At 63.0% G+C, this 24,807-nt stretch carries 27 protein-coding genes and 1 other RNA gene; 21 read left to right on the forward strand and 7 right to left on the reverse strand.

The window, feature by feature from the left end; translation table 11 throughout:
• Positions 1-76: 76 nt before the first annotated feature.
• Positions 77-2,062: a transketolase gene (gene tkt / locus AC1RLZ_RS07650; protein WP_493188152.1), complete on the reverse strand. Its 1,986-nt coding sequence runs from the start codon at positions 2,060-2,062 to the stop codon at positions 77-79.
• A gap of 308 nt (positions 2,063-2,370) precedes the next feature.
• On the opposite strand from tkt, the gene AC1RLZ_RS07655 reads away from it, so the two are divergent.
• The 5 genes from AC1RLZ_RS07655 (at position 2,371) to AC1RLZ_RS07675 (ending at position 4,852) form a co-directional block, all read left to right on the forward strand.
• Positions 2,371-2,700: a DUF4164 domain-containing protein gene (locus tag AC1RLZ_RS07655; protein ID WP_371424311.1), complete on the forward strand. Its 330-nt coding sequence runs from the start codon at positions 2,371-2,373 to the stop codon at positions 2,698-2,700.
• 6 nt (positions 2,701-2,706) lie between these two features.
• Positions 2,707-3,090 carry a cell division protein ZapA gene (locus AC1RLZ_RS07660; RefSeq protein WP_115030146.1) on the forward strand — a complete coding sequence of 128 codons (384 nt, stop codon included), beginning with the start codon at positions 2,707-2,709 and terminating at the stop codon, positions 3,088-3,090.
• A 61-nt stretch (positions 3,091-3,151) separates the two neighbouring features.
• Positions 3,152-3,311: non-coding RNA, 6S RNA (ssrS, locus tag AC1RLZ_RS07665), on the forward strand.
• Positions 3,312-3,438: 127 nt separating this feature from the next.
• The gene (locus AC1RLZ_RS07670; protein ID WP_493188153.1) at positions 3,439-4,026 is read left to right on the forward strand and encodes a 5-formyltetrahydrofolate cyclo-ligase; all 588 of its coding nucleotides are present in this window, start codon (positions 3,439-3,441) and stop codon (positions 4,024-4,026) included.
• A 1-nt stretch (position 4,027) separates the two neighbouring features.
• Positions 4,028-4,852 (forward strand): TIGR00282 family metallophosphoesterase, encoded by an 825-nt coding sequence (locus AC1RLZ_RS07675; RefSeq protein WP_493188154.1) that lies wholly within the window; start codon positions 4,028-4,030, stop codon positions 4,850-4,852.
• 6 nt (positions 4,853-4,858) lie between these two features.
• Here AC1RLZ_RS07675 and AC1RLZ_RS07680 read toward each other — a convergent pair whose 3' ends face one another.
• From AC1RLZ_RS07680 to AC1RLZ_RS07700, 5 genes are all read right to left on the reverse strand, one after another.
• Positions 4,859-6,205, reverse strand: coding sequence for a c-type cytochrome (locus AC1RLZ_RS07680; protein WP_493188155.1), 1,347 nt, complete (start codon positions 6,203-6,205; stop codon positions 4,859-4,861).
• Positions 6,202-8,379, reverse strand: a complete 2,178-nt coding sequence (locus AC1RLZ_RS07685; RefSeq protein WP_493188156.1) for a xanthine dehydrogenase family protein molybdopterin-binding subunit — start codon at positions 8,377-8,379, stop codon at positions 6,202-6,204. The genes AC1RLZ_RS07680 and AC1RLZ_RS07685 overlap by 4 nt, the downstream gene beginning before the upstream one ends.
• A 9-nt stretch (positions 8,380-8,388) precedes the next feature.
• Complete coding sequence (locus tag AC1RLZ_RS07690) at positions 8,389-8,853, reverse strand: (2Fe-2S)-binding protein (protein WP_493188157.1); 465 nt, start codon at positions 8,851-8,853, stop codon at positions 8,389-8,391.
• A 314-nt stretch (positions 8,854-9,167) separates the two neighbouring features.
• On the reverse strand, positions 9,168-10,094 hold the full coding sequence (gene ppk2, locus AC1RLZ_RS07695; protein ID WP_493188158.1) for a polyphosphate kinase 2: 927 nt from the start codon (positions 10,092-10,094) through the stop codon (positions 9,168-9,170).
• 617 nt (positions 10,095-10,711) lie between these two features.
• Positions 10,712-12,463: a methyl-accepting chemotaxis protein gene (locus AC1RLZ_RS07700; RefSeq protein WP_493188159.1), complete on the reverse strand. Its 1,752-nt coding sequence runs from the start codon at positions 12,461-12,463 to the stop codon at positions 10,712-10,714.
• Between the two features lie 188 nt (positions 12,464-12,651).
• Here AC1RLZ_RS07700 and AC1RLZ_RS07705 point away from each other — a divergent pair, with 188 nt between their 5' ends.
• From AC1RLZ_RS07705 to AC1RLZ_RS07740, 8 genes are all read left to right on the forward strand, one after another.
• The gene (locus AC1RLZ_RS07705) at positions 12,652-13,398 is read left to right on the forward strand and encodes a YebC/PmpR family DNA-binding transcriptional regulator (RefSeq protein WP_371424304.1); all 747 of its coding nucleotides are present in this window, start codon (positions 12,652-12,654) and stop codon (positions 13,396-13,398) included.
• Positions 13,399-13,483: 85 nt separating this feature from the next.
• A complete protein-coding gene (ruvC, locus tag AC1RLZ_RS07710; protein WP_371424303.1) occupies positions 13,484-14,011 on the forward strand; it encodes a crossover junction endodeoxyribonuclease RuvC in 528 nt (175 codons plus the stop codon).
• The gene (ruvA, locus tag AC1RLZ_RS07715) at positions 14,008-14,625 is read left to right on the forward strand and encodes a Holliday junction branch migration protein RuvA (protein WP_493188160.1); all 618 of its coding nucleotides are present in this window, start codon (positions 14,008-14,010) and stop codon (positions 14,623-14,625) included. Before ruvC ends, ruvA begins: the two co-directional genes overlap by 4 nt.
• The gene (locus AC1RLZ_RS07720) at positions 14,622-15,122 is read left to right on the forward strand and encodes a hypothetical protein (RefSeq protein ID WP_493188161.1); all 501 of its coding nucleotides are present in this window, start codon (positions 14,622-14,624) and stop codon (positions 15,120-15,122) included. The genes ruvA and AC1RLZ_RS07720 overlap by 4 nt, the downstream gene beginning before the upstream one ends.
• Positions 15,119-16,168, forward strand: coding sequence for a Holliday junction branch migration DNA helicase RuvB (gene ruvB / locus AC1RLZ_RS07725; RefSeq protein ID WP_493188162.1), 1,050 nt, complete (start codon positions 15,119-15,121; stop codon positions 16,166-16,168). Before AC1RLZ_RS07720 ends, ruvB begins: the two co-directional genes overlap by 4 nt.
• 6 nt (positions 16,169-16,174) lie before the next feature.
• Positions 16,175-16,585 (forward strand): NUDIX hydrolase, encoded by a 411-nt coding sequence (locus AC1RLZ_RS07730; protein ID WP_493188163.1) that lies wholly within the window; start codon positions 16,175-16,177, stop codon positions 16,583-16,585.
• Positions 16,582-17,040, forward strand: a complete 459-nt coding sequence (ybgC, locus tag AC1RLZ_RS07735) for a tol-pal system-associated acyl-CoA thioesterase (protein WP_493188164.1) — start codon at positions 16,582-16,584, stop codon at positions 17,038-17,040. The genes AC1RLZ_RS07730 and ybgC overlap by 4 nt, the downstream gene beginning before the upstream one ends.
• A gap of 81 nt (positions 17,041-17,121) precedes the next feature.
• A complete protein-coding gene (locus AC1RLZ_RS07740) occupies positions 17,122-17,589 on the forward strand; it encodes a nuclear transport factor 2 family protein (RefSeq protein ID WP_493188165.1) in 468 nt (155 codons plus the stop codon).
• A 15-nt stretch (positions 17,590-17,604) separates the two neighbouring features.
• Here AC1RLZ_RS07740 and phnF read toward each other — a convergent pair whose 3' ends face one another.
• A complete protein-coding gene (phnF, locus tag AC1RLZ_RS07745) occupies positions 17,605-18,339 on the reverse strand; it encodes a phosphonate metabolism transcriptional regulator PhnF (RefSeq protein WP_371424296.1) in 735 nt (244 codons plus the stop codon).
• Between the two features lie 129 nt (positions 18,340-18,468).
• Between phnF and phnG the strand changes: the two genes are divergently transcribed.
• The 8 genes from phnG to phnN are packed head-to-tail and all read left to right on the forward strand — an operon-like array spanning position 18,469 to position 24,798.
• Positions 18,469-18,930 carry a phosphonate C-P lyase system protein PhnG gene (gene phnG, locus AC1RLZ_RS07750; RefSeq protein ID WP_493188166.1) on the forward strand — a complete coding sequence of 154 codons (462 nt, stop codon included), beginning with the start codon at positions 18,469-18,471 and terminating at the stop codon, positions 18,928-18,930.
• 2 nt (positions 18,931-18,932) lie between these two features.
• On the forward strand, positions 18,933-19,541 hold the full coding sequence (gene phnH / locus AC1RLZ_RS07755; protein ID WP_493188167.1) for a phosphonate C-P lyase system protein PhnH: 609 nt from the start codon (positions 18,933-18,935) through the stop codon (positions 19,539-19,541).
• Positions 19,542-19,543: 2 nt separating this feature from the next.
• The gene (locus AC1RLZ_RS07760; protein ID WP_493188168.1) at positions 19,544-20,650 is read left to right on the forward strand and encodes a carbon-phosphorus lyase complex subunit; all 1,107 of its coding nucleotides are present in this window, start codon (positions 19,544-19,546) and stop codon (positions 20,648-20,650) included.
• Positions 20,647-21,531 (forward strand): alpha-D-ribose 1-methylphosphonate 5-phosphate C-P-lyase PhnJ, encoded by an 885-nt coding sequence (locus AC1RLZ_RS07765; protein ID WP_493188169.1) that lies wholly within the window; start codon positions 20,647-20,649, stop codon positions 21,529-21,531. Before AC1RLZ_RS07760 ends, AC1RLZ_RS07765 begins: the two co-directional genes overlap by 4 nt.
• Complete coding sequence (gene phnK / locus AC1RLZ_RS07770; protein ID WP_493188170.1) at positions 21,524-22,348, forward strand: phosphonate C-P lyase system protein PhnK; 825 nt, start codon at positions 21,524-21,526, stop codon at positions 22,346-22,348. Before AC1RLZ_RS07765 ends, phnK begins: the two co-directional genes overlap by 8 nt.
• Positions 22,349-22,355: 7 nt before the next feature.
• Entirely contained in the window at positions 22,356-23,057 is a 702-nt protein-coding gene (gene phnL / locus AC1RLZ_RS07775; protein WP_493188171.1) for a phosphonate C-P lyase system protein PhnL, read from the forward strand.
• A gap of 11 nt (positions 23,058-23,068) precedes the next feature.
• Entirely contained in the window at positions 23,069-24,223 is a 1,155-nt protein-coding gene (locus AC1RLZ_RS07780; RefSeq protein WP_493188172.1) for an alpha-D-ribose 1-methylphosphonate 5-triphosphate diphosphatase, read from the forward strand.
• A complete protein-coding gene (phnN, locus tag AC1RLZ_RS07785) occupies positions 24,220-24,798 on the forward strand; it encodes a phosphonate metabolism protein/1,5-bisphosphokinase (PRPP-forming) PhnN (protein ID WP_493188173.1) in 579 nt (192 codons plus the stop codon). The genes AC1RLZ_RS07780 and phnN overlap by 4 nt, the downstream gene beginning before the upstream one ends.
• Positions 24,799-24,807: the final 9 nt, after the last annotated feature.

The following is a 24,807-nucleotide window of genomic DNA, read 5'->3' on the forward strand; positions in this document are numbered from 1 at the left end:
TGACGTGTGACGGGCGTTTCATGCCCTGAATGGAACGCTGGTGCAATGTGTCAAATTTACCAGCATTCCAATAGAGTTAAGCCGCGTTGTGCTTGCGGGTGGCGGCCTCCACGACGGCTTCGGCGGTGATACCGAACAGCTTGTACAATTCTTTCGCCGGCGCGCTCGAGCCGAAGCCCTTCATGCCGATGAAGGTGCCGTCGTGGCCGATCACGGCATCCCAGCCGAACCGGACCGCGGCCTCGACGGCGATCTTGATCGGCGCGTCGCCGATGATCGCCTTCTGGCGCTCTTCAGGCTGCTCCAGCAGCAGTTCGAGCGAAGGCACCGAGACCACCCGCGTCGCGATGCCCTTGTCGGCAAGCTGCTTCTGGGCGGCGACGGCGATCTCGACTTCCGAGCCGGAAGCGAAAATCGACACGGCGGCCTTACCCTTGGCCGCGATCAGCTCATAGCCGCCGGTGGCGCAGAGATTGTCGTCATGATGCGTGGTGCGCACCGGCGTCAGGTTCTGACGCGACAGCGCCAGCATGGTGGGGCCGTTGGTCTTCTCCATGGCGAGCTGCCAGCATTCGGCGGTCTCGACCGTATCCGCCGGGCGGAACACCCGCATGTTCGGCATCGCGCGCATCGCGGCCAAATGCTCCACCGGCTGATGGGTCGGGCCGTCTTCGCCGAGACCGATCGAGTCATGGGTCATGATGTAGATGACCGGGATCTGCGCCAGCGCCGAGATGCGCATCGCCGGTCGCGCATAGTCGGTAAAGCACATGAAGGTCGCGCCGGCAGGAATGAAGCCGCCATGCAGTGCGATGCCGTTCATGGCTGCGGCCATGCCCATTTCGCGGATGCCGTAATGGATGTAGCGGCCCTTGAAGTCGCCGGGCTTCACCTCAATGGCGTGCTTGGTGCGGGTGTTGTTCGACGGCGTGAGATCGGCGGAGCCGATCACCATTTCCGGCACGACCTGGACCAGTGCTTCCAGCGCGAGTTCGCTGGCCTTGCGGGTCGCAACGGTCTGCGGCTCGGCGATCAGCTTCTTCTTCAGCGCGCGGATCGCATCGGCCATGGCTGCCGGTCGAACGTGATCGTTGCGGCGGATGAATTCGCTGCGCTGGTCGTCCGGAAGCGCATCGAAGCGCTTCTGCCAGTCCGCATGCGCCGACGCGCCCTGCTTACCGACATTGCGCCACGCCTGCAGGATGTCATCGGGCACTTCGAACGGGCCGTAGTTCCAGTCCAGTGCCTTCTTGGCGCCTGCGAGTTCCTCTGCGCCGAGCGGTTCGCCGTGGGCCTTCGAGGTGCCGGCCCGGGTCGGCGCACCAAAGCCGATGGTGGTCTTGCAGGCGATCATCGACGGACGGTCGGATGCCTGCGCCTGCTTGATGGCGGCAGCGATGGCGACCTGGTCGTGGCCATCGACATGCACGGCATTCCAGCCGTGGGCCTTGAAGCGCGCGACCTGATCGACACTGTCGGCGAGCGACAGCGGGCCGTCGATGGAGATGCCGTTGTCGTCATACAGGAAGATCAGCTTCGACAGCTTGAGATGACCGGCGAGGGCCATTGCTTCGTGGCTAATGCCTTCCATCAGGTCGCCGTCGGAGCAGAGCACGTAAGTGTAGTGATCGACCACATCGCCATATTCGGCGGCGAGCATGCGCTCCGCGAGCGCGAAACCGACTGCAGTCGCGACGCCCTGCCCGAGTGGACCGGTGGTGGTCTCGACGCCGGAAGTGTGGAAATTCTCGGGATGGCCGGGGGTCTTCGAATGCAGCTGGCGGAAGTTCTTCAGCTGATCGAGCGTCATCTCCTTGTTGCCCGTCAGATAGAGCAGGGCATAGAGCAGCATCGAGCCGTGACCGGCCGAGAGAATGAAGCGATCGCGATCCGGCCACTGCGGATCGGCGGCGTCGAATTTGAGGAACTGTGTGAACAGCACGGTGGCGACATCGGCGGCGCCCATCGGTAGCCCAGGGTGACCGGATTTGGCCTTTTCCACGCCGTCCATGGCGAGGGCACGAATCGCGTTGGCCATTTTCGAGTGATCAACCTGCGCCATGTCGGTTTCCGTCTAAATTGAAGGGAATGGAATATTTTGCGTCCGCAAGAGGGGCGGTCTGCAGCGAGATGTTGGGATCGCTTAGGAGAAACTGGTGGATAGCATCTGGGTTCCTGGGAGTCCAAGGTCTCCCGAACAGTTCTGGTCTGTGGATATATACCGGCGGTTTTTGTCGGCTTTGCGGTGCATAGCTTTTAAGCTTTGTTGCGTCCGGCTCGCTTGCAACCTAAGTTTCAGGGCCTAAAGGCTTGCGGAGCCGTGGTTTTTGAGCTCCGGTCGCATCACATCCAAGGTCCGCGTAACCCAGTATGGTCGAACGTCCCGCCCATCTCTCTGCCTCCGATCCCGCCAGTAATGGCGCGGCCGAGATCGACGCCGCCACGCGGCGGTTGATGGCGGCGCTGGATGCTCTGGAAAGCGCCGTGGAGCGCCGCCATGAAGCGGATCGCGACGAGGATGAACTGGCCACCCGCATTCAGGCGCTGGGCGCCGACCGGTCTCGCCTGGCGGATGAGCTCGATGGCACGCTGGTGAAATCGCGGCGGCTGGAGCGCGCCAATCGCGACATCGCCGACAAGCTCGATACCGCCATCGGCACCATCCGCGCAGTGCTGGCTGCGGACAATGCGCATGAGTGAAGCGAGATGAGCCACGTCAATGTCACCATCAATGGCCGGCAATACCGCATGGCCTGCGAGGAGGGTCAGGAAACCCGGCTGCTGCGATTGGCGGAGAGTCTTGAATCCCGTGTGGAAAACCTGCGCGGCAAGTTCGGCGAGATCGGCGACGCGCGGTTGACGGTGATGGCGGCGCTGACTATTGCCGACGAACTGGTCGATGCCAATCAGCAGATCCGGGCCTTGCAGGAAGAGCTCACAGCGTTGCGCGATGTCCGGGTTGTCGCTGCGGACCGCGCACGGGCGACGCAGACGGCAGTTGCCGCGGCCCTGAATGCAGCAGCCGAGCGGATCGAGAAGACCACCCAGGTGCTCAACCGCACCATCGGCGGCGGCGTTGCTATTGGATAACGCAGGCTTCGGTGCCAAGCGGGCACTGGCGCATCCGCTCGATAACCCCTACATTGTTCAGGCGAGGCTGCGTCGCGCGTCAGGAGCCATATATCCCCGGGGCCTTATCGATCCTTCAGGGAACTGTCCCTGACCAGGTCCGTGGATCTGGTCACATGGTGCCCACCTACTTTCGTAGGTGCTCCGGGATCGAGTGCTTCAACGGCCATCGTGGCTTCGCGCTTTTACTTTTTTGACGGCTCTGGCCGTTTGCGTGGCTTTTGCCGCGCCTGTTAACCTCTCGACGAAGATGCTGGTGAAAACCGGTCCTGCGCTTTCGCAGGCTCTGCGGACAGCATATCCTGCGGCATGTCCGACACGCCGCCCACTCCGACAAAGATTGAGCTCCGCATCGCCGCGCTGGCACGCCGCACGGCGCTGAGCGAGGCTGAAAGGTCGGCTGCAGCGCAGGCCATCGCAGCGCGGGGTCTGCCTTTCCCGGTCAGGGACGGCGGCATCGTCGCCGGCTATTCCCCCATCCGCAGCGAGATCGATCCGATCCCGCTGATGCAGCGTCTCGCCGCCCAGGGTGCGCGGCTGGCGCTCCCGGCGATCGTCGCCCGTGATGAGCCGTTGATGTTCCGGCTCTGGAGCCCGAGCGACGCGCTGGTGCGCGGCTCGCTTGGCATTCCGGAACCGGCACCGGAGGCGCCACGACTGATCCCCGATATCCTGCTGGTGCCACTCGCGGCCTTCGACCGCGCCGGCCACCGCATTGGCTATGGCGCGGGGCATTACGACCGCACCTTCGCGCAACTGCACGCCATCAAGCCATTCATCTCCGTGGGCGTGGCCTTCGACACCCAGGAAATCGAGGCCATTCCGATGCAGCCGCACGACGTGGCGCTGGATTATGTGGTAACCGAGACCCGGACGATCGATTTTCGGAGCATCTGACTTGCGTATTCTTTTCATTGGCGACGTCGTCGGCAAAACCGGCCGCGTGGTGATCCTCGACAGACTGCCGGGCCTGATCCGTGACTGGAAGCTCGATCTCGTCGTCATCAACGGCGAAAACGCGGCCGGCGGCTTCGGGATCACCGAGACGATCTACAACGACCTCATAGATGCCGGCGCCGATGCGGTGACGCTCGGCAATCACGCCTGGAATCAAAAGGAAGCGCTGGTGTTCATCGAGCGTGCGCCGCGCCTGATCCGTCCGCTGAATTTCCCGCGCCATACGCCAGGCCGCGGCGCCGCGCTGATCGACGCCAAGAACGGCGCGCGCGCGCTGGTGATCAACGCCATGGGCCGCGTCTTCATGGAGCCGCTCAACGATCCCTTCAGCGCTGTCGGCAAGGAGATCGATGCCTGTCCGCTGGTCGAGGCTGCCGATGCCATTGTGGTGGACTTCCACGGCGAAGCCTCGAGCGAGAAGCAAGGCATGGGCTATTTCTGCGACGGCCGCGTCAGCCTCGTGGTCGGCACGCATACGCATGTGCCGACGGCAGATCACCAAATCCTGGCAGGCGGCACGGCCTATATGACCGATGCCGGCATGACCGGTGACTATGATTCTGTGATCGGCATGCAGAAGGAAGAGCCGGTACGTCGTTTCACCACAGGCATTCCTTCCGGCCGCTTCGAACCGGCCTTCGGTCCGGCGACGCTCAGTGGCGTCGCCGTCGAGACTGATGACAAGACAGGGCTTGCCTCTCGCATTGCACCGGTGCGGCTGGGCGGCCGGCTCTCGCAGGCCATGCCCGAGTTCTGGATGGCCTAGCTCGGCCTATTGCTCCGTCTGCTTGCGCAGATCCGCGACATCGCTCGCCGTGATCTGCGATCCCTTGCTGCCGAAGCGCGCTGTCACGTAATTCGCGACAGCGGCGATCTCCGTATCTGAATGGCTCTTGCCGAAAGCTGGCATCGACAGCGCGCCTTGCGGTGTATGCCGCTTGGTGCCGGAGATTACGATCTGCGCCACATTCGTCGCGCCGGGATCGTTGACGGCCCATGCCCCAGTCAGCGTAGCCATGGGCGAGAGCGTGCTCTCGCCGGTCCAGCCATGGCAGCTCACGCAGGCGCCCTGGAACACCGTCTTGCCAAGTGCATTCGCGGTGACGCCTTCCTTGTGCGAAGGCGGTGCTGGTGGGGCCAATGTTGCAGGCAGGTCGGGCGAGGGCATCGCCGGCACGGTGCGCAGGAATGCGACCATCGCCTTGATATCCGTCGGCGCCATCTTGCTGAAGCTGTGATCGACGGCTTCGCCCATCGGCCCCGAGGCTGTGCCGTGACCCTTGGCATGACCGATCGACAGATAGGAGACGATGTCGTCATCGCTCCAGCGGCCGAGGCCGGTCGTTTTATCAGAGGTGATGTTGAAGGCGCGCCATCCGGCGGTCAGGGCGCCGGCAAACTTCTTGCGGTTGTCGAGCGCGAAACCGAGATTGCGCGGGGTGTGGCATTCGCCGCAATGCGCCAGCGCCTCGACCAGATAAGCGCCCCTGTTCCATTCCGGGCTTTGTGACGTATCGGGTTCGAAGCGCGTATCGGGATTGAACAATGCCGACCAGAACGTCATTGCCCAGCGCTGATTGAACGGGAAGGCCAGCGTATTTTCGGGCCGTGTTGCGCGCACCGGCGCGAGGCTGAACAGATAAGCCTTGACGGCGAGCGTGTCGGCATCGGTCATGTAGGTGTAGGACGTGTAGGGCATCGCCGGATAGAGCCGCGCGCCGTCGTGGCGTTTGCCGCTACGAACGGCGTCGAGAAACTGCTGATCGGTGTAGTTGCCGATGCCGGTCTCTTTGTCGGGCGTGATGTTGGTCGAGTACAGCGTGCCGAACGGCAGTTTGAACGCGAAGCCGCCGGCATATTCCTTGCCGCCGGGTGCAGTGTGACAGACCATGCAATCCGCTGCCCGCGCGAGATATTCGCCGCGCTCGATCGGACTGGCGTTGGTCATGTTGGCGGGAACGCCGGTCGGATTGGGCCCCTTGTAGTCGGCCAGCGCGACTTTCGGCCCGCCCGAGAAAGCCATCGGTCCGGGGCCGCGCACATAGAGCGCAGCGCCGGCGGCACCGACAACACCGATCAGGATGACGCTACCGAGAATGCGACGTGCGGCGGGCGTCATGACTTCTTCCTCTCGGCGATTGCATCACGGTCGATCGGCATCCTCCGCAGCGCAACGCCAGTCGCGGCATAGATCGCATTGCGCAGTGCCGGCGGGCCGCCGATCACGCCGCATTCGCCAATGCCGCCCGGCAGCTCGCCGCTCTTGATGAGGTGGACATTGATCTTCGGCATCTGGTCGATCCGCAGCATGCGATAGTCGTGGAAATTGGACTGCTGCACGCGTCCCTTCTCGATGGTGATATCGCCATAGAGCGCGGCAGTGAGGCCGAATACGATGCCGCCTTCGATCTGCGCCACGATGGTGTCAGGATTGACGGCGATGCCGGTGTCGACCGCCACATTGACCTGACGCAGACGAATTTCACCCTGTGTATCGATCTCCGCTTCGACCACAGTCGCGATCGAGGTATCGAAGGTGGGCTGGATGCTCACGCCGCGTCCGACGCGCGCCGGCAGCGGCTGACCCCAGCTGGCCTTCTCCGCCGCGAGATTAAGGGCCGCCAGCATCCGCGGCGCCTTGCCGAGCAATTCACGCCGGAACACGACGGGATCCTTGCCGGCCTTGCGGGCGAGCTCATCCATGAAGCTCTCGATTGCGAACACGTTGTTGTTCGGGCCGACGCCGCGCCAGAAGCCGGTCGGCACCGCCGGCGGTTCGACGCGGACGTACTCACACTGGAAATGCGGGAAGTCGTAGGGCTGGTCCGCGGCACTATCGACGGCGTCGATGTCGATGCCCTTCTGGAACGCGGGCGGCAGCCAGCGTGCGATTACGGCCGAGCCTGCGATCTTGTACTTGAAGCCGACCACTTTGCCGTTCGATAGCGTCGCCGAGATGTTGTCGCGATAGACCGGGCGATAAATGTCGTGCTGGATGTCTTCCTCGCGGGTCCACATCACCTTGACCGGTCCATTGACCTGTTTGGCAATGCGCACCGCCGCCACGACCATGTCAGGCTCAAGCCTGCGGCCGAAGCCGCCGCCGATTATGTGCTGGTTGACCGTCACCTTGTCGACCGGCAAGCCAGCGGCCTTGCCAGCCTCGGACTGCACCCGCGACATGATCTGGGTGCCCGTCCAGACCTCGCAGGAATCTCCCTTGAAGTGCACCGTACAGTTCAAGGGCTCCATGGTCGCGTGCGCCAGGAACGGCATTTCGTAGGAGGCATCGATCCGTTCGCCGGTGGCGAGACCCTTGGCGATGTCGCCGACGGATTTGGCGATCACGCCGTCCGTCTCGCTGGCCGCGCGCAAATGGGCCCAGATGTCCTTCGAACTGATCTTCGCGTTGGGGCCTTCGTCCCAGGTGATATCGAGTGCTTCAAGCCCGGACTTGGCGGCCCACATGTGATCGCCTACCACGGCCACGAGGTCGTCGAGCACCACGATCTGCCGCACGCCCGGAATCTTTTTCGCCGCGCGGTCATCGACCTTGGCAACCTTGCCGCCGAATACCGGGCACTGCGCCAGCGTTGCGAATGTCATGCCCGGCAACATCGCGTCGATGCCATAGATCGTCTTGCCGTTGACCTTGTCCGGCGTGTCGAAGCGCTTCAGCGGCTTGCCGATCACCGAGAAGTCTTTCGGGTCCTTGAGCGCGACGTCCTTCGGCGGCGCGAGTTTGCCGGCAGCGTCGCACAACTCGCCATAGGACATTTTGCGTCCGCTGGCCGCATGCATCACTTGCCCGTTCGACGCCGTGCAGCTCGCAGGTTCGACCTGCCATTGTTCGGCTGCGGCTTGCACCAGCATCGCACGTGCAGTTGCGCCCGCATTGCGCAGCGGCTTCCAGAACGCACGAACCGAGGTCGATCCGCCGGTGGCCTGAATAATAAAGATCGGATTACCGTAGAGCTTGTCGCTCGGTGGCGCGTGCTGCAGCGTGATCTGCGAATAATCCGCGTCGAGTTCTTCGGCGAGGATCATGGCGATGGACGTGTAGATGCCTTGCCCCATTTCGACTTGCGGCATCACCAGCGTGGTCTTGCCGGTGGTGTCGATCCGGATGAACGCGTTGGGCGCAAACTTGCCGTCCGTCGTATCGGGCGGCTGTGTCGGCTCGTTGGCCGCGCGGACCGGCATATGGAAGGCGAACATAAAGCCGCCGGCCAGGGCGCCAGCGAGGACGTTACGCCGCGAAAGGCCGTTCGGGGTCTTTTGTGCAACGGTCATGGCGCTCTCCTACGATTGCCGTTCGGAGGCAGCGTTCTTGATCGCCTCCCGAACGCGCACATAGGTGCCGCAGCGACAGATATTGCCGGCCATGGCAGCATCGATATCGGCATCGTCCGGTCGCGGCGTGGCCGCAAGCAGCGCTGCTGCCGACATGATCTGTCCAGATTGGCAGTAGCCGCATTGAATGACTTCGAGATCGAGCCAGGCCTTTTGCACCTTGGCGCCAACCGGCGTCGCGCCGACGCCTTCGATGGTGGTGATAGCCTTGCCGCTGACTGCGCTCACGGGCAGCAGACAGGAGCGAACGGCCTTGCCGTCCACATGCACTGTACATGCGCCGCATAGTGCGACGCCGCAGCCGAATTTTGTGCCGGTCATGCCGAGAATGTCGCGCAGCACCCAGAGCAAAGGCATGTCGTCGGGTGCGTCGAACGTTTTCTGTTCGCCATTGATAGTGAGATTTGTCGCCATGGTGCCCCCATCGGCCAACACCCACTGCGACGGAACGTCCACAACGCCCGTCAGAAGGTCGTTTGGAATGAGTATAAGCTTGTAACCGTCATTTCAAGAAAGGGAATATCGCGACTTTGTGATGCGAGGCGGCGGGATGCGGACGTCGTGACGCGGTATGCGACGGCGATTGCGGGTAACGGCGCGACGATCGCGCGGGTTCGACGCTTCGCGGGCAGGCGTTTTACTTAAAACTGAGATGTTTTGGTTCAAAGATACAGCGTCATACCGTCGGCAGGCCGTCCGTCCAAAGACCGCCTGCCGCCGATGTGTTCTCAATATTTCTCAGGCACGTACATCTCGGCCGGTACCGGCGTGCGGTGATAATCGGGATTGCGGATGCGGGCCGGCAGGGTCACCGGCGGGTGCTCGACCTCCTGATATGGGATCTGCTCGAGCAGATGCGCGATGCAATTCAGGCGCGCCTTCTTCTTGTCGACAGCCTGCACCACATGCCACGGCGCTTCCGGAATATGCGTGTGCTCGAGCATCGCTTCCTTGGCCTTGGTGTAGTGCTCCCAGCGAGTGCGCGCCTCGACATCCATCGGGCTGAGCTTCCACTGCTTCAGCGGATCGGCGATGCGCATCGAGAAGCGCAGATGCTGAGCTTCGTCGGTGATCGAGAACCAGTATTTGATCAGGATAATGCCCGAGCGCACCAGCATGCGTTCGAATTCCGGCACCGAGCGGAAGAATTCCTCCACGTCCTCCTCGGTGCAGAATCCCATCACGCGCTCGACGCCTGCGCGATTGTACCAGCTACGATCGAACAGCACGATCTCGCCGCCGGCGGGGAGGTGCGAGACGTAACGCTGGAAGTACCACTGCGTGCGTTCGCGCTCGCTCGGCGCGGGAAGCGCAGCGACGCGGCAGACGCGCGGATTGAGCCGCTGGGTAATGCGTTTGATGACGCCTCCCTTGCCTGCGGAGTCGCGGCCCTCGAAGATCACCACGACCTTGAGCTTGTTCTGCTGCACCCAGCTTTGCAGCTTCACCAGCTCACCCTGCAAACGGAACAGCTCCTTGAAATAGAGGCGCCGCTCGATGGTCTCCGCCGGACTGTGGCCGGACATTTCGTTGGTCAGGGCGTCGAGACGATCGTCGTCGATCTCGAGCTCGAGTTCTTCGTCGAAGCCGTCCAGCATTTCTGCGCGAATGCGGTCGTGGATTGCTTGCGCGTCGTCGAAGGAATGTTCTGTCATGGCAGCTCCGCTGGTATCGAATGGGTCCACGGTTATGGACCGACTCAATTGTCAGCGGTGTGACACTGCCTTCCAGGCCCGCGGCGAACGGGAATGGCCCAAGTGGGTCTCGCCGCCGTTGTCCATGCAGGGGGGCACCGCAAGCCGAAATTCAACTACGCGTGATTGGCGCTACCTTGAGGGCCAAGCATGCGCATCTGAGGTCGCGGGGCTCATTGACGAGGGAAGAATGCGATGAATAAATTCATTCTGTTGGGCGCCGCTTTACTGATCGCCGGCACTGCGAGCTGGACCGCGCAGGCCAAAGACGGGCATAGCGCTGCCAGCAAGCATCGACGGATCATGTCCTCTCACGCGCGGTATGAGGGAAGCGATCCGGGAATGGTCTATCGCGGATTCGGTACCGGCCCCGGTTCATATGGATATCGCGCGCCATATGGATACAGCGCGCCATACGGATATGGCGGCGGTTCATACGGCGGAGATGACAATGCGGAAGGCCGAACCAGCGGCGGCTAGGAGGTCTTGGCGGGTTCGGCTGTAAACCTACGCACAGACGGAACATGCGGCGCTGCGCCAGGTCTCAGATAGCAACCAGCGGTGTGTCCAAACCCAAATCATAATTTGTACGCCGTGCGGAATCCGCCCCAATGCCGGCCCTGTACGCGCACCGGCACGTCGATCTCGCGCATCATCACGGTCTGGCCGTTGCCCATGTCGCGGGCATAGCTCTGGATCAGGTAGGAGCGGGTATTGCGGCCGGCGGCCAGCCCGGCCGGATCGTTGAAGATGCGACGATTGCGGCTGTTGGCCGTGTTCCAGACGACATCGCCCGGGCGCTGTGGCTTTGAATAGATGCTGTTATGCACCGGCAGGTAGCCGTTGCGGTCGATTGCCGCGCAGAACGCCATGCGGCTGTCCTTGGCCAGAAATGCATCCTGGAATTCCGGCAGCACGCGGTCGGCCCAGCCGAGAATCTTTGTGCGATACTGCACAGGATTGGAGCCGGGAATTTCGACATAGGTCTCGTCGAACATGTCGTCGATGCTGATGACGCCCGACGCGATACCGTCGGCGAAGATCTTGTTGAGCACGGCGCCGGCATCGATGGCGCGGGTGACGAATTCGGTGTTTTCGTCATGGATCGCCCATAGCCGGTCTTCTATGCGGCTGACGAGGTGGCCGTCGGGCGCCACGAACCACGCCTGCGTGCCGGCGGGAGAATGCTCGGCGATGCGCAGGCGGCACGGTCCGACCTCGCTGAGTTCGGCGGTAACGATATCGTGGAGCGGAAGCCGGTTTGCGTCAGGCCCGCCGATCAGGATTCCGTCCATCGAGATTTCATAAACCGGGGCGCTGAATTGGCCGCCGCGCGCCTGAAGATGGACGTTCAGGTGACATGGCAGCTTTTCGCGTCGGCGCTCGTCTTCGCGCTCGCTCTGTTTGAGCAGCACCGCACAGCGCGACTTCAGCCGCGAGGCAAACATCGTCACGGCCTGGCCGGCTTGTGCAACATGCTCGCCATGGGCCGCCGCTTCCCTGGCAGCGCTATCGATTTCCGCGGCGCTGTTGCCGACCGAAACGATGAATTGTGAGGCGGTGGTGGCATTGTGCGACATCTCGCTGGTGGTCGCGTTCTGCTCGGCCACTGCGCCGTTGACGTTGGCGAAGACCGGGCGGATCGCGTCGATGGCGCCGGAAATGCGGTGCACGGCATCGACCGAACTCGCTGCGTCGCGCTGCAGTGTGTCGATCTTCTTCCGGATCTCTTCGGTGGCATTCTGCGTCTGCACCGCCAGCGCCTTGACCTCGGTGGCGACGACCGAGAAGCCGCGGCCGGCGGAACCTGCGCGGGCCGCCTCAATCGTTGCGTTCAGCGCCAGCATGGTCGTCTGCCGGGCAATCTGCGCGATCAGCTCGAGCACATTGCTGATGGCAGCGGAGGAATCCCGCAGCCGGTCCACATTGGCGCTGGCTTCATGGGCGGCAGCGCTGGCCTCATCCGCTAGCCGGCTGGCATCGCGCACCTGGGCGCCAATGCCCTCGGCCGAATGGGTGAATTTGTCGGCGGCCTGCGCGAAAGTGGTGGCGGTGGATTGCGCGGCGCTGCTGCGGTCGGCCAGTACATCGGTACGGGTTCGGATGGCGGAGAGAGTCGCCGCGGTCGATTCGGCGCCGCCGGCCACCGAGGTGGCCGCCCGCTCCAACTGCCGGATCAGGGCCCCCAGCTCGAGTTCCAGCAGCTCCAGGATGTCGCGGGCGGAATCGTTGTCGGAAGCAGCGGGCGCCTCGATTGGCGCAGCTTTGTCGGGGGCGAGTACCGGCACAGCCAGATCGGGCTGCTTCCTGCGGAACAGTCCAAATGCCATATTCAAATCTCGCGGATTGCAATCTATGCGGGTATTCTTGCACCCGAATGTGAAGTGAGGGTTAAGGATCGCAGTGGCGGCGATTTTGGCCTGCGAGATTTCGACGCATATTTTTGATTTTGCCGATCTCGCGGCCTATAACCCCGCGCCGCAGCCCTAAAGACACCAGACGATTCAAGAGAGACCGCATGGCCGGACATTCCCAATTCAAGAACATCATGCACCGCAAGGGCCGGCAGGATGCCCAGAAGTCCAAGCTGTTCAGCAAGCTGGCGCGCGAAATCACCGTCGCTGCCAAAATGGGGACGCCGGACCCGTCGATGAACGCCCGGCTGCGCTCTGCCGTGATCGCTGCCCGTCAGGAGAATATGCCGCGCGACAATATCGAGCGCGCGATCAAGAAGGCGATCGGCAGCGAAGGCGAGAACTATGACGAGATCCGCTACGAAGGCTACGGCCCCGGTGGCGTCGCCGTCATCGTCGAGGCGCTGACCGACAATCGCAATCGCGCTGCCTCCGACATCCGTTCTTACTTCACCAAATCCGGCGGTAATCTCGGTGAAACCGGCTCGGTGTCCTTCATGTTCGACCATGTCGGCGTAATCGAATATGACGCCGACAAGGCCTCTGCCGACGACATGCTCGAAGCTGCCATCGAGGCCGGCGCGGATGACGTGGTGTCGGGCGAGGGCGGCCATGAGGTCTATGCCTCGCAGGAGACGTTCCGCGATGTCGCCAAGGCGCTCGAAGCCAAATTCGGCGAAGCCCGCAAGGCCGCGGTGATCTGGAAACCGCAGAACACGCTCTCGGTCGATGACGAGACGGGCGAAAAGCTGATCAAGCTGATGGACCTCCTGAACGAGCATGACGACGTGCAGAACGTCTATGCGAACTTCGAGGTGTCCGACGCGCTGATGGCCAAGATGGGCGGCTGAGCAGGGGTTCAGCTTCCCTCTCTTTCCCTTGGGACGGCCGCGCGTTTCTATTTCGTTCCGTTCCGACCGGCGTTATTCCTGTGGGATGACACACCCTCCGATTCGCCCCCCTGTCCGCATCATCGGCATTGATCCGGGCCTGCGCCGCACCGGCTGGGGCGTGATCGAGATCGACGGCAACCGGCTGACCTATATCGGCTGCGGTTCGGTGGAGCCGCCGGACAGTTTGCCACTGGCGAGCCGGTTGCTTGGCATCCATGAGGGGCTCGCCAAGATCCTTGGCGATTTCCAGCCGGCCGAAGCTGCGGTGGAGCAGACCTTCGTCAACAAGGATGGCGTCGCGACGCTGAAGCTCGGCCAGGCGCGCGGCATCGCCATGATGACGCCGGCAATGTTCGGCATTGCCGTCGCGGAATACGCGCCTAATCAAGTGAAGAAGACTGTGGTCGGTGCGGGCCACGCCGACAAGAACCAGATCCAGGTGATGCTGAAGATTCTGCTGCCGAAGGCCGAGCCGAAATCGGCCGATGCCGCCGACGCGCTGGCCATCGCCATCACCCATGCGCATCACCGCCAGAGCATGGCACTGCGCCTCAAGGTCGTCGGCGCGTGATCGGCAAGCTCAAAGGCCTGATCGACAGCTATGGCGAGGACTACGTGATCCTCGATGTGCAGGGCGTCGGCTATCAGGTGCATTGTTCCGCACGCACGCTGCAGGCATTGCCGCAGGCGGGCGAAGCTGCGGTGCTCTCCATCGAAACCTATGTCCGCGAAGACCAGATCAAGCTGTTTGGCTTCCGCAGCGATATGGAGCGCGAATGGTTTCGGTTGCTGCAGACTGTGCAGGGCGTCGGCGCCAAGGTTGCGCTGGCCGTGCTCAGTACGCTGCCCCCGTCGGACCTCGCTAATGCCATTGCGCTGCGCGACAAGGCGGCCGTGGCGCGCACGCCGGGCGTCGGTCCTAAAGTGGCCGAGCGCATCGTCAGCGAGTTGAAGGACAAGGCTCCGGCCTTTGCGTCAGTAGATCCGGTGGTCGCGCAACTCGCCGGCGCGATGGACGACAACCGTGCGCCTGGCGCCGTCAGGGATGCGATCTCCGCGCTGGTCAATCTCGGCTATGGCCAGCCGCAGGCGGCGGCGGCCGTTGCTGCAGCATCGCGCAGCGCAGGCGAGGGCGCGGAAACAGCACAATTGATCAAACTCGGGCTGAAGGAACTGGCCAAGTGAGCCTTGCCAGGATCGCCCGTGTGATTGGCATTGTCGCGATCTTCGGTGTTGTCGGTTCGCTATCCGTGGCTGCGCTCGTGTCGTTACTGGTGGTCGGCCTCGGTGCGTCGATCCTTCAACTGATTTTCTCTGTCGCCGATCTCGATGGTTTCAGATCGCTTGTCTCGATTGCACTGTGGCTGCTGGCATTCGTCGCTGCATTGGCGGCGCTGCTGCCCTCGCTTGGTGCCGGCGTCGTCTTTGCGCTGTCTGCCGTCTATGCCGGGCAAAACACGATCTGGATGGCGTGGCTCGCCGCGGCTGTCGGCATTGCCGGATTCGTCGGTCTTGGAATGTTCATTCACCCCTCGAAATCCTCGGCAATAATCTTGCCCGGCGTTCGATCGCTCACGCAGGCGCTGTCGCTGTCGGTATTGCTCGCGAGCATTGCCGTGATTCCAGCCAGCCTGTGCTGGTGGTTCGCGCGACCGTTGCACCGTGGTAACGTCGCATCATGAACATCCCAACTGATCGCGTCATCACGCCCGAGCGCCGTTCCGATGATGTCGGCGACACGGCGTTGCGTCCCCAGTCGCTGTCCGACTTCGTCGGCCAGGCGCAGGCACGCGCCAACCTGCAGATATTCATCGATGCTGCGCGCAAGCGCGGCGAAGCGCTGGATCACACGCTGTTCGTCGGCCCGCCCGGCCTCGGCAAGACCACGCTCGCGCAGATCGTCGCGCGCGAACTCGGCGTTGGCTTTCGCGCCACATCGGGGCCGGTGATCGCCAAGGCGGGCGATCTCGCGGCGCTTCTCACCAATCTCGAGGAGCGCGATGTTCTCTTCATCGACGAGATTCATCGTCTCAGCCCTGCCGTGGAAGAAGTGCTCTATCCGGCGATGGAGGATTTTCAGCTCGACCTCATCATTGGCGAAGGCCCGGCCGCACGTTCGGTGAAGATCGAGCTGTCGAAATTCACACTCGTCGGTGCGACGACGCGCGCAGGCCTGCTGACAAATCCGCTGCGTGATCGCTTCGGCATTCCATTGCGGCTGAATTTCTACACCATCGACGAACTGGAAAAGATCGTCACCCGCGGCGCACGCGTGTTGCAGATCGGCATGACGCCGGAAGGGGCCAACGAGATCGCCCGCCGTGCCCGCGGCACGCCGCGTATCGCCGGGCGGCTGTTGCGCCGTGTGCGCGATTTCGCCTCCGCTGCGGACGCTGCCGCAATCGATCGCAAGATCGCGGATCATGCCCTGAGCGCGCTCGAAGTGGACAGTGCCGGCCTCGACGCCATGGATCGCCGCTATCTCACCACCATTGCCATGAATTACGGCGGCGGCCCGGTCGGCGTCGAGACCATGGCGGCTGCGCTCTCCGAGCCGCGGGATGCCATCGAAGACATCATCGAGCCCTATCTGATCCAGTGCGGCTATCTGCAGCGCACCCCGCGCGGGCGATTGCTCACCTCGCATGCATTCAAGCATCTCGGATTGAGTGAGCCAACGCGCGATGCGAGCCAGATCGGACTGTTTGGATCCAGCGACGAGGAGTGATCTGCGATGACTGACAAGATCATCGGCGTGGTAGCCGCGCTGATCCGTGACGATGTTGGACGCATGCTGGTGGTACGCAAACGTGGCACTGAGGCGTTCATGCAGCCGGGTGGCAAGCGCGATGCCGGCGAAGACGATCTAGCCGCGTTGGAGCGCGAGATCAGCGAAGAGCTGGGATGCCGAATGGTGCCGGGTTCTGCCCAAGCGCTCGGGCAGTTCAACAGCGTTGCCGCCAATGAGCCGGGCTGGCAGGTGCAGGCCAGCGTTTACGCGGTGAAGGTGGATGGCGCGATCGCGCCCCAGGCCGAGATCGCCGAAACGCTCTGGATTGATCCGGCCGCGCCTGAGGCGGTTATCCTTGCGCCATTGACGCGCGATCACCTCTTGCCACTCGCCTCTCACGGTTTCCCGCAATGACGGTTTCGGCGACCTCCCATCTCGACGGCACTATTGCCGACGGCATTCACCGCATGCAGGTGCGTGTCTATTACGAAGACACCGATTTCTCCGGCATCGTCTATCATGCCAATTATCTGCGTTTCATGGAGCGCGGGCGGACCAATTATCTGCGATTGCTCGGCGCCGACCAGCATGCGCTGTTCGCCGAAGCTGAGAGTGAGGCGCCGGGCTTCGCTTTCGTGGTGCGGGCGATGCAGCTCGATTTTCTCAAGCCGTCGCGCATGGACGATCTGCTCGACGTGCTGACCCGGCCGCTGGATGTGAAAGGCGCCTCGATCACGCTGCATCAGGAAGTCCGCCGCGGCGATGAGTTGCTGTTGGAAGCCAAGGTGAAGGTGGCCTTCGTGTCCGGTGGCCGCGCCAAACCGATTCCCAGGGCGTTGCGCATCGCCATGAAGGCCGATCAGATTTAGCAATCGCCCGATAGGCGAAACGGCGTCGACTCTGCGCAAGGTCCGGCTACACTCCCGGCACATCGCAAAGCCGAGGGTCCCATGTCGCGTCCACCGTTTCCGCCCTTCACCCGAGAGACCGCCGCCCAGAAGGCCCGCATGGCCGAAGACGCCTGGAATTCGCGCGATCCGGTGAAAGTGTCGCTCGCCTATACCGAGGATAGCGTCTGGCGCAATCGCGGCGAGTTCTTTCAGGGACGCCCGGCGATTGTCGAATTCCTCACCCGTAAATGGGCGAAAGAGCACGAATACCGGCTGATCAAGGATTTGTGGGCGTTCGACGGCAATCACATTGCCGTGCGCTTCCAGTATGAATGGCACGACGACGCCGGCAACTGGCATCGCTCCTATGGCAACGAGCAATGGGAGTTCGACGAGGCCGGTCTGATGCGTCGCCGCGAGGCGAGCATCAACGATGTGGCCATTGCCGAGAAGGATCGCCGCTTCCTGTGGCCGGCGCCGGGGCCGCGCCCCGCGGATGTGCCGGGTCTCGGCACCGACCCGTTCTGATCTCGTTCGGCAGGATTAGAGCGAGCCGCTATCGACCACGAATTCGACGCGCTCGGCGACGAAGCGTGAATGCGTGGCGCTCAGCGGCGTGCCGTCCGCATCCACGTCGATGGAATCGACGATCAGAATCGGACGCCCCAGCGCGACGCCAAGCCGTGTCGCATCAGTCGCATCGATGATTCCCGCGGTGACTTTCGTTGAGGCTCGGCGATAGTCCTTGATACCGTAATGCGCCAGCGCCTTGGTCATCGAGCGCACGCGCTCATAGATCTTGCCGAAATCCGGGAAGCGCTCGGCAGACAGCCAGTTGGTACCGATACAGATCGGTGTCTTGTCGGCGAGGCGTAGCGCCTCGATGCGGATCAACCGTGCACCGGTCTTGAGGCCAAGCTGCCGCGCCAGTTCACGTGTCGCGACGTCATCCCAGGCTCCGATCAGTTGCGCCTGTGGCTCGCGGCCGCCGGCGCCAGCGATTTCCGAGAAGCGCGTACGCGAGCGTAAGGGGTAGGCGAGTTTCGGCGCTTCCACATAAGTGCCGCTGCCGCGCTCGGCGCGCACGAGGCCGCGCTCGGCCAGCGTCGCCAGCGCGCGACGTACTGTATGTCGATTGACGCGGTAAAGCTCCGCCAGCTCCGTCTCGCCGGGCAATTTGTCGCCGGCCGGATAACGCCCGTCGGCGATGCCGCGCTCGATGCCGTCGGCAACGTGCCGCCAAAGTGCGACGCCTGTGGGCTTTTCCTGAATGGTCACAAAAGTCGGTCCCGGAATGATGTCGACCACGCATTAGCGAAAAATCGTGCCGCTGTCACGAAACGGTCATTGCCCCGGCCTATAAAGTTGTCTAGTAAATCATACAACTCGTTGCGGATCGCGGTGACCATGAGCACAGTTCCCTCGAATGACCAGCAGGCCCGGCGCCGTGAGGCGATGGGGGTGCTGGGGCACTCGCAGACGGCGGATATTGCCGGATATCTCGATGCGCTGGCCGTTCCGGCCCATGAACAATTGCGCCAGCCCGAAAATGGCCTGGTGATGCTGCGCGGCCGGATTGGCGGCGATGGCGCGCCGTTCAATCTCGGCGAGGCGACCGTGTCGCGCGCCGCCGTGCGGCTATCCAGCGGCGAGGTCGGTTTCGGCTACACGCTGGGCCGGGATAGCACGAAGGCACACCTGATCGCGCTGTGCGATGCGCTGATCCAGACCAGTGAATTTTCAGAAGCTGTCGAGACCAGGGTGCTGACGCCGCTGCGTGCGCGCGTCGTCGCCGCCGTCAGGCGCAAGGCCGCGGAGACGGCGGCAACCAAAGTCGATTTCTACACGCTCGTGCGCGGGGAGGGCTAATCATGACGACAGTTGCGGAAATGCCGGCCGGTTTCGCGGACAAGGTCCTTGCAGCGCAATCGACCTTCCGTTCGGTGATGGACGCGATGGCGCGTCCCGGCACCGTGCAGCGGATCCAGGCTGTTTCCGGCGTGCCTGCGCCAATGATGCGCGGGGCTGCGGCCATCGCGCTGACGCTGTTCGATCAGGATGCGCCGGTCTGGCTCGATGCCAAGCTGGCGGCGACGACGGATGTCGCCAAGTGGATCAAGTTTCACACCAGCGCGCCGGTCATCGCCGATCCCGCGGTGTGTGTCTTCGCCGTGGTGGCTGATGCTGCCGCGCTGCCGTCCTTCGAGCACTTTGCATTCGGCTCCGGCGAATATCCGGATCGCTCCACCACCATCATTCTGCAGGTCGCGAGCCTGACCGAAGGCCCGGCCTATGAGCTGCGTGGTCCCGGCATCGACGGTGCCATCATCCTGCACGCCGCGATCGGCGTGCCGGACCTGCTGGATCGTCTTGCGCTGAATGCCTCGCTGTTTCCCCGCGGCATCGATCTAGTGCTGGTGTCCGGCGAATCCATCGTCGCGCTGCCGCGCACTACGCGCCTTGTCGCGAAAGAGGGCTGAGCATGTATGTCGCCGTCAAGGGTGGTGAACGCGCCATCGAGAATGCGCATCGTCTGCTGGCCCACGAGCGCCGGGGTGATCGCGATGTACCGGAAGTATCGCTGGCACAGATTTCCAATCAGCTCGGTCTCGCTGTCGATCGCGTCATGACCGAAGGATCGCTGTATGACCGCGAGCTCGCGGCGCTGGCCATCAAGCAGGCGCGCGGCGACATGATCGAGGCGATCTTCCTGCTGCGCGCCTTCCGCGCGACGTTGCCGCGGTTCGGCTCGAGTGAGCCCGTCGATACCTCGCAGATGCAGGTGCGCCGCCGCGTCTCCTCGACCTTCAAGGACATGCCGGGCGGCCAGGTGCTCGGTCCGACCTTCGACTATACGCATCGTCTGCTCGATCCGGTGTTGACCGGAGAATCCTCGCCCGACCAGCCGGCTATGGCCGATGCAGAGCCGGGCGTGATGCCGCGCGTCACCGATATTCTTGGCCGCGATGGTCTGATCGAAGCGTCGCCGGCGGAAGACCCCGAGAAGCCGGTCGGCGACCTCACGCGCGACGCGCTGAGCTTCCCGGCAGAGCGCGATCTGCGCCTGCAGAATCTCGCGCGGGCCGATGAAGGGTTTCTTCTGTCTCTTGGCTATTCCTCGCAGCGCGGCTATGGCCGCAACCATCCTTTCGCCGGCGAAATCCGCCTCGGCGAGGTCGAGGTTGAATTCTTGGCCGAGGATGTCGGCTTCGCGGTGCCGCTCGGGTCGATCACGCTGACCGAGTGTCAGATGGTCAACCAGTTCAAGGGCTCGGATACCGAGGCGCCCTGCTTCACCCGCGGCTATGGCCTCGCTTTCGGTCAGAGCGAGCGCAAGGTGATGTCGATGGCACTGGTCGACCGCACGTTGCGCGCGCGCGAACTCGGCGAGGACATCAAGGCGCCGGCGCAGGACGAGGAATTCGTCATGTCGCATTCCGACAATGTGCAGGCGACCGGTTTCGTCGAGCATCTGAAGCTGCCGCATTATGTCGACTTCCAATCCGAACTCGGCCTGCTCCGCAAGCTGCGCAAGGAATTCGCCGACGCCAACGAGACGCCAGTTGCTCTTCAGGAGGCCGCGGAATGAACGCGCCGACATATAACTTCGCCTATCTGGACGAGCAGACCAAGCGGATGATCCGCCGCGCCATTCTCAAGGCCATCGCGATCCCCGGCTATCAGGTACCGTTCGCCAGCCGCGAAATGCCGATGCCTTATGGCTGGGGCACCGGCGGCGTGCAGGTGACGGCGGCGATCCTCGGCCCCGTCGACAAGCTGAAGGTGATCGACCAGGGCTCGGATGATACGACCAACGCGATCTCGATCCGCAAGTTCTTCGAAAAGACCGCAGGCGTTGCGGTGACCACGAGCACGAGCGATGCCACGGTGATCCAGACCCGGCATCGCATTCCCGAAGCGACACTGCAGGCGCATCAGGTGCTGGTCTATCAGGTGCCGATCCCGGAGCCGCTGCGCTTCCTCGAGCCGCGCGAGACCGAAACGCGCCGCATGCATGCGCTCGGTGAATATGGGCTGATCCATGTGAAGCTCTATGAAGACATTGCGCGCTTCGGCCACATCGCAACGGCCTATGCCTATCCGGTCAAGGTCAATGCGCGCTACGTGATGGACCCGTCGCCGACGCCGAAATTCGACAATCCGAAGATGGACAACTGCGCTGCACTCCAGCTGTTCGGCGCCGGCCGCGAGAAGCGGATCTATGCGATCCCGCCTTATACGTCGGTGGTGTCGCTGGATTTCGAAGACCATCCATTCGAGCCTTACAAGCACAAGGCGTGCTGCGCGCTATGCAACGCCGAGGACAGCTATCTCGACGAGATCGTCACCGACAACATGGGCAGCCGGATGTTCGTGTGCTCCGACACCGACTACTGCGAAACGCGGCAATCACAGGGACACCGCGGCAGCGAGAATGCTGCGCCCTATGCGGAGAGCGCAAATGCTTGATGTGACGGCGAATTCAACTCACCGCGCCGCGCCCGTGCCTGCCAGCGACGAGCCGTTGCTTGTTGCGGCAAACCTGGGGAAATCTTATGGCCGTCTTGCGGCATGTCGCGACGTGTCGTTCGAACTCTATTCCGGCGAAGTGCTGGCCATTGTCGGCGAGTCCGGCTCCGGAAAATCGACGCTGCTGCAGATTCTCTCCGGCCAGTTGGCGTCGACCACCGGCAGCGTCTCTTACCGAATGCGCGATGGCGTGACCCGAGACCTCGCTACCATGGGCGAGGCCGAGCGGCGCTTCCTGTTCCGTACCGACTGGGGCTTCGTGCATCAGGATCCCGCGATGGGTCTGCGCATGGCGGTCTCGGCCGGCGCCAATGTCGGCGAGCGGTTGATGGCTGTCGGTCATAACCACTATGGCAAGATTCGTGACACCGCGATGTCCTGGCTCGAGCGCGTCGAGATTTCGCCTGAGCGTATCGACGATGCGCCGCGGACCTATTCCGGCGGCATGCGGCAGCGGCTGCAGATTGCGCGCAATCTCGTCACTGAACCGCGGCTCGTCTTCATGGACGAACCGACTGGTGGCCTGGACGTGTCGGTGCAGGCACGCTTGCTGGATATGATGCGCACGCTGGTCAGCGAGTTAGGTCTCTCGGCCATCGTCGTGACGCATGATCTCGCGGTAGCGCGATTGCTGTCGCATCGTGTGATGGTGATGCAGGGCGGGCGTGTGATCGAGACGGGCCTGACCGATCAGGTGCTCGACGATCCCCGCGAGCCCTATACGCAACTGCTCGTTTCCTCGATCCTGCCGGCGTGAGGTCAATATGATTCCCATGATCGATATCCGCAACGCCGAGAAGACCTTCATCATGCATTTGCAGGACGACATCCGCCTCCCTGTCGTGCGCAACGTCTCGTTTCACGTAGCACCTGGCGAATGTGTGGTGCTGTCTGGCCCATCGGGTGCGGGCAAATCCTCGATCCTGAAGATGATTTTCGGCAATTACCGTTGCGATGGCGGCACCATCGGTGTGCGTCACAACGGCGACATCGTCGATATCGCGACCGCGGAGCCACGGCAGGTGCTGAATGTGCGTCGCGACACAATCGGTTATGTCAGCCAGTTCCTGCGCGCGGTGCCGCGCGTCGCGGCGATCGACGTTGTCGCCGAGCCGTTGCTCGCTGCTGGTGTGACGCGCGAGGAAGCGCAGGCGCGCGCGGGCGTGTTGCTCCGTCGCCTCAATATCCCCGAGCGGCTGTGGAGGCTGCCGCCCTCGACCTTTTCCGGCGGCGAGCAGCAGCGCGTCAATATCGCGCGCGGCTTTATCTCCGATCTACCGATCCTGTTGCTGGATGAACCGACTGCGTCGCTCGATGCCGCCAATCGCGCGGTGGTGGTCGAACTGGTCGCCGAGAAAAAACGGGCCGGTGTTGCCATGGTTGCCATTGTGCATGACGACGAAGTGCGGCACCTGATTGCCGACCGGCTGGTGGACGTCGCATCATTCGCCGCCGCTGCTGCTTGAGAAAGAGAACCATGACTGCATCATCGACCGAAACCGTCATCGGCAACGCCAGGATCGTTCTTGCCGACCGCGTCATCGACAAAGGCTGGATTGCCTTTGTTGACGGTCGCATCGCTGAATTTGGCGAGGGCGATGCGCCGCGCGGCAGCGAGGATATGCGCGGCGATCTGGTCATGCCGGGTCTCGTCGAATTGCACACCGACCATCTCGAAGCGCATTTCATGCCGCGGCCGAAGGTATTCTGGGATCCGATCGCCGCGGTGGTCTCCTATGATGGTCAGCTTGCCACCTCCGGCATTACCACGGTGCTCGACTCGGTGCGGGTCGGATGCGAGGATTCGAGCCAGGGGATCGACAGCTATGCCGGCGTGCTGGTGGATTCCATTGCCTCTGCCGGGGAAGCCAGCCTCTTGCGGGTGGATCATTTCCTGCATCTGCGCTGCGAGATTCCGATGCCGACCGTGGTCGAGGAAGCGAAGGCGCTCCTGGAGAAGCCGAACGTCCGGCTGATGTCGCTGATGGACCACACGCCCGGCCAGCGCCAGTTCCGCGATGAGGAGAAGCTGCGCACCTATTATCGCGGCAAGGGCGGCAAGTCCGATGCCGAGCTCGATGTGATGTTCGCGCAGCGCCTAGCCTGTCAGCAGCAATATGCGGCCGGCAATATGCGCGCGATCGTGGCACTGGCCCACGAGCGAAATATTCCATTGGCGAGCCATGACGACACAACGGAAGACAATGTGACCGAAGCCGTGGGAGACAAGGTCTCGGTGGCGGAATTCCCGACCACGCTGGAGGCTGCACAGGGCCTGCACAGAGCCGGTGTCGGCATCCTGATGGGGGCGCCGAATGTCGTTCGCAATGGTTCACATTCCGGCAATATCGCGGCGATCGATCTCGCACGTGAAGGCATGCTGGATATCCTGTCATCGGACTATGTGCCGTCGAGCCTTCTGATGGGCGCCTTGCAGCTCGCGACGAAAGTGCCATCGATCGATCTCGCCAGTGCAATCCGCACGGTGACCAAACGGCCCGCGGAAGCCGTTGGCCTCATGGACCGCGGCGAGATCGCGGTCGGCAAGCGCGCCGATGTGATCCGCGTTCACGTGGCGCACGATGTGCCGGTGGTGCGCAGCGTCTGGCGCGAAGGACATCGCGTGGCATGACCGACACCGCGGCGATGTCCGGAGCGCAGGCAGGCCGGATCGGCCCTGGCCGATTGGTGCTGGTGGTCGGCCCATCCGGTGCCGGCAAGGATACGCTGATCGGTCTGGCGCAGGCGGCCTGCGCGGATGACGATAATGTGGTGTTCACGCGCCGCGTGGTCACGCGCGAGGCGTCGGAATTCGAGAATAATACGCAGGTCACGCCGGAGGTGTTCCGTCAGGCACAAGCCAGCGGCGCCTTCGCCGTCCACTGGGAAGCGCATGGTCTTTGTTACGCGCTTCCGCGCTCGATCGATGATGCGCTTCGCGCCGGCCGGAATGTCGTTGCCAATATCTCACGGACGGTTATCCCGGCACTACGTGCCGCCTATGAAGATGTCGTCGTTGTGTCGATCACGGCGCCGCCGGAAGTGCGTGCGGCGCGCCTTGCGGCGCGGGGACGCTCAAGCGATGGGCCGATCGGCGATCGGCTCAAGCGCAGCGTCGAGACATCAGGTGCCGACGTCACGATCAACAATATCGGTGTCGCGGAAGATCATGCGGATGACCTGATACGCGTCATCAGGGGTCAATAGATACGGGTG

The organism is Tardiphaga sp. GW822-FHT04G09 (assembly GCF_058800725.1).

Bases quoted from the DNA above. Each gene is read 5' to 3' on its own strand.
- AC1RLZ_RS07685 (WP_493188156.1), bottom strand. From the start codon at position 8,379: ATGACCGTTGCACAAAAGACCCCGAACGGCCTTTCGCGGCGTAACGTC.
- phnK (WP_493188170.1), top strand. From the start codon at position 21,524: ATGCTTGATGTGACGGCGAATTCAACTCACCGCGCCGCGCCCGTGCCT.
- AC1RLZ_RS07670 (WP_493188153.1), top strand. From the start codon at position 3,439: ATGTCCGACACGCCGCCCACTCCGACAAAGATTGAGCTCCGCATCGCC.
- phnN (WP_493188173.1), top strand. From the start codon at position 24,220: ATGACCGACACCGCGGCGATGTCCGGAGCGCAGGCAGGCCGGATCGGC.
- AC1RLZ_RS07740 (WP_493188165.1), top strand. From the start codon at position 17,122: ATGTCGCGTCCACCGTTTCCGCCCTTCACCCGAGAGACCGCCGCCCAG.
- phnL (WP_493188171.1), top strand. From the start codon at position 22,356: ATGATTCCCATGATCGATATCCGCAACGCCGAGAAGACCTTCATCATG.
- ruvC (WP_371424303.1), top strand. From the start codon at position 13,484: ATGACACACCCTCCGATTCGCCCCCCTGTCCGCATCATCGGCATTGAT.
- AC1RLZ_RS07760 (WP_493188168.1), top strand. From the start codon at position 19,544: ATGTATGTCGCCGTCAAGGGTGGTGAACGCGCCATCGAGAATGCGCAT.
- AC1RLZ_RS07765 (WP_493188169.1), top strand. From the start codon at position 20,647: ATGAACGCGCCGACATATAACTTCGCCTATCTGGACGAGCAGACCAAG.
- tkt (WP_493188152.1), bottom strand. From the start codon at position 2,062: ATGGCGCAGGTTGATCACTCGAAAATGGCCAACGCGATTCGTGCCCTC.
- phnH (WP_493188167.1), top strand. From the start codon at position 18,933: ATGACGACAGTTGCGGAAATGCCGGCCGGTTTCGCGGACAAGGTCCTT.
- AC1RLZ_RS07705 (WP_371424304.1), top strand. From the start codon at position 12,652: ATGGCCGGACATTCCCAATTCAAGAACATCATGCACCGCAAGGGCCGG.
- phnG (WP_493188166.1), top strand. From the start codon at position 18,469: ATGAGCACAGTTCCCTCGAATGACCAGCAGGCCCGGCGCCGTGAGGCG.
- AC1RLZ_RS07690 (WP_493188157.1), bottom strand. From the start codon at position 8,853: ATGGCGACAAATCTCACTATCAATGGCGAACAGAAAACGTTCGACGCA.
- AC1RLZ_RS07680 (WP_493188155.1), bottom strand. From the start codon at position 6,205: ATGACGCCCGCCGCACGTCGCATTCTCGGTAGCGTCATCCTGATCGGT.
- AC1RLZ_RS07660 (WP_115030146.1), top strand. From the start codon at position 2,707: ATGAGCCACGTCAATGTCACCATCAATGGCCGGCAATACCGCATGGCC.
- ruvB (WP_493188162.1), top strand. From the start codon at position 15,119: ATGAACATCCCAACTGATCGCGTCATCACGCCCGAGCGCCGTTCCGAT.
- AC1RLZ_RS07700 (WP_493188159.1), bottom strand. From the start codon at position 12,463: ATGGCATTTGGACTGTTCCGCAGGAAGCAGCCCGATCTGGCTGTGCCG.
- ppk2 (WP_493188158.1), bottom strand. From the start codon at position 10,094: ATGACAGAACATTCCTTCGACGACGCGCAAGCAATCCACGACCGCATT.
- AC1RLZ_RS07730 (WP_493188163.1), top strand. From the start codon at position 16,175: ATGACTGACAAGATCATCGGCGTGGTAGCCGCGCTGATCCGTGACGAT.
- AC1RLZ_RS07655 (WP_371424311.1), top strand. From the start codon at position 2,371: ATGGTCGAACGTCCCGCCCATCTCTCTGCCTCCGATCCCGCCAGTAAT.
- AC1RLZ_RS07780 (WP_493188172.1), top strand. From the start codon at position 23,069: ATGACTGCATCATCGACCGAAACCGTCATCGGCAACGCCAGGATCGTT.
- ybgC (WP_493188164.1), top strand. From the start codon at position 16,582: ATGACGGTTTCGGCGACCTCCCATCTCGACGGCACTATTGCCGACGGC.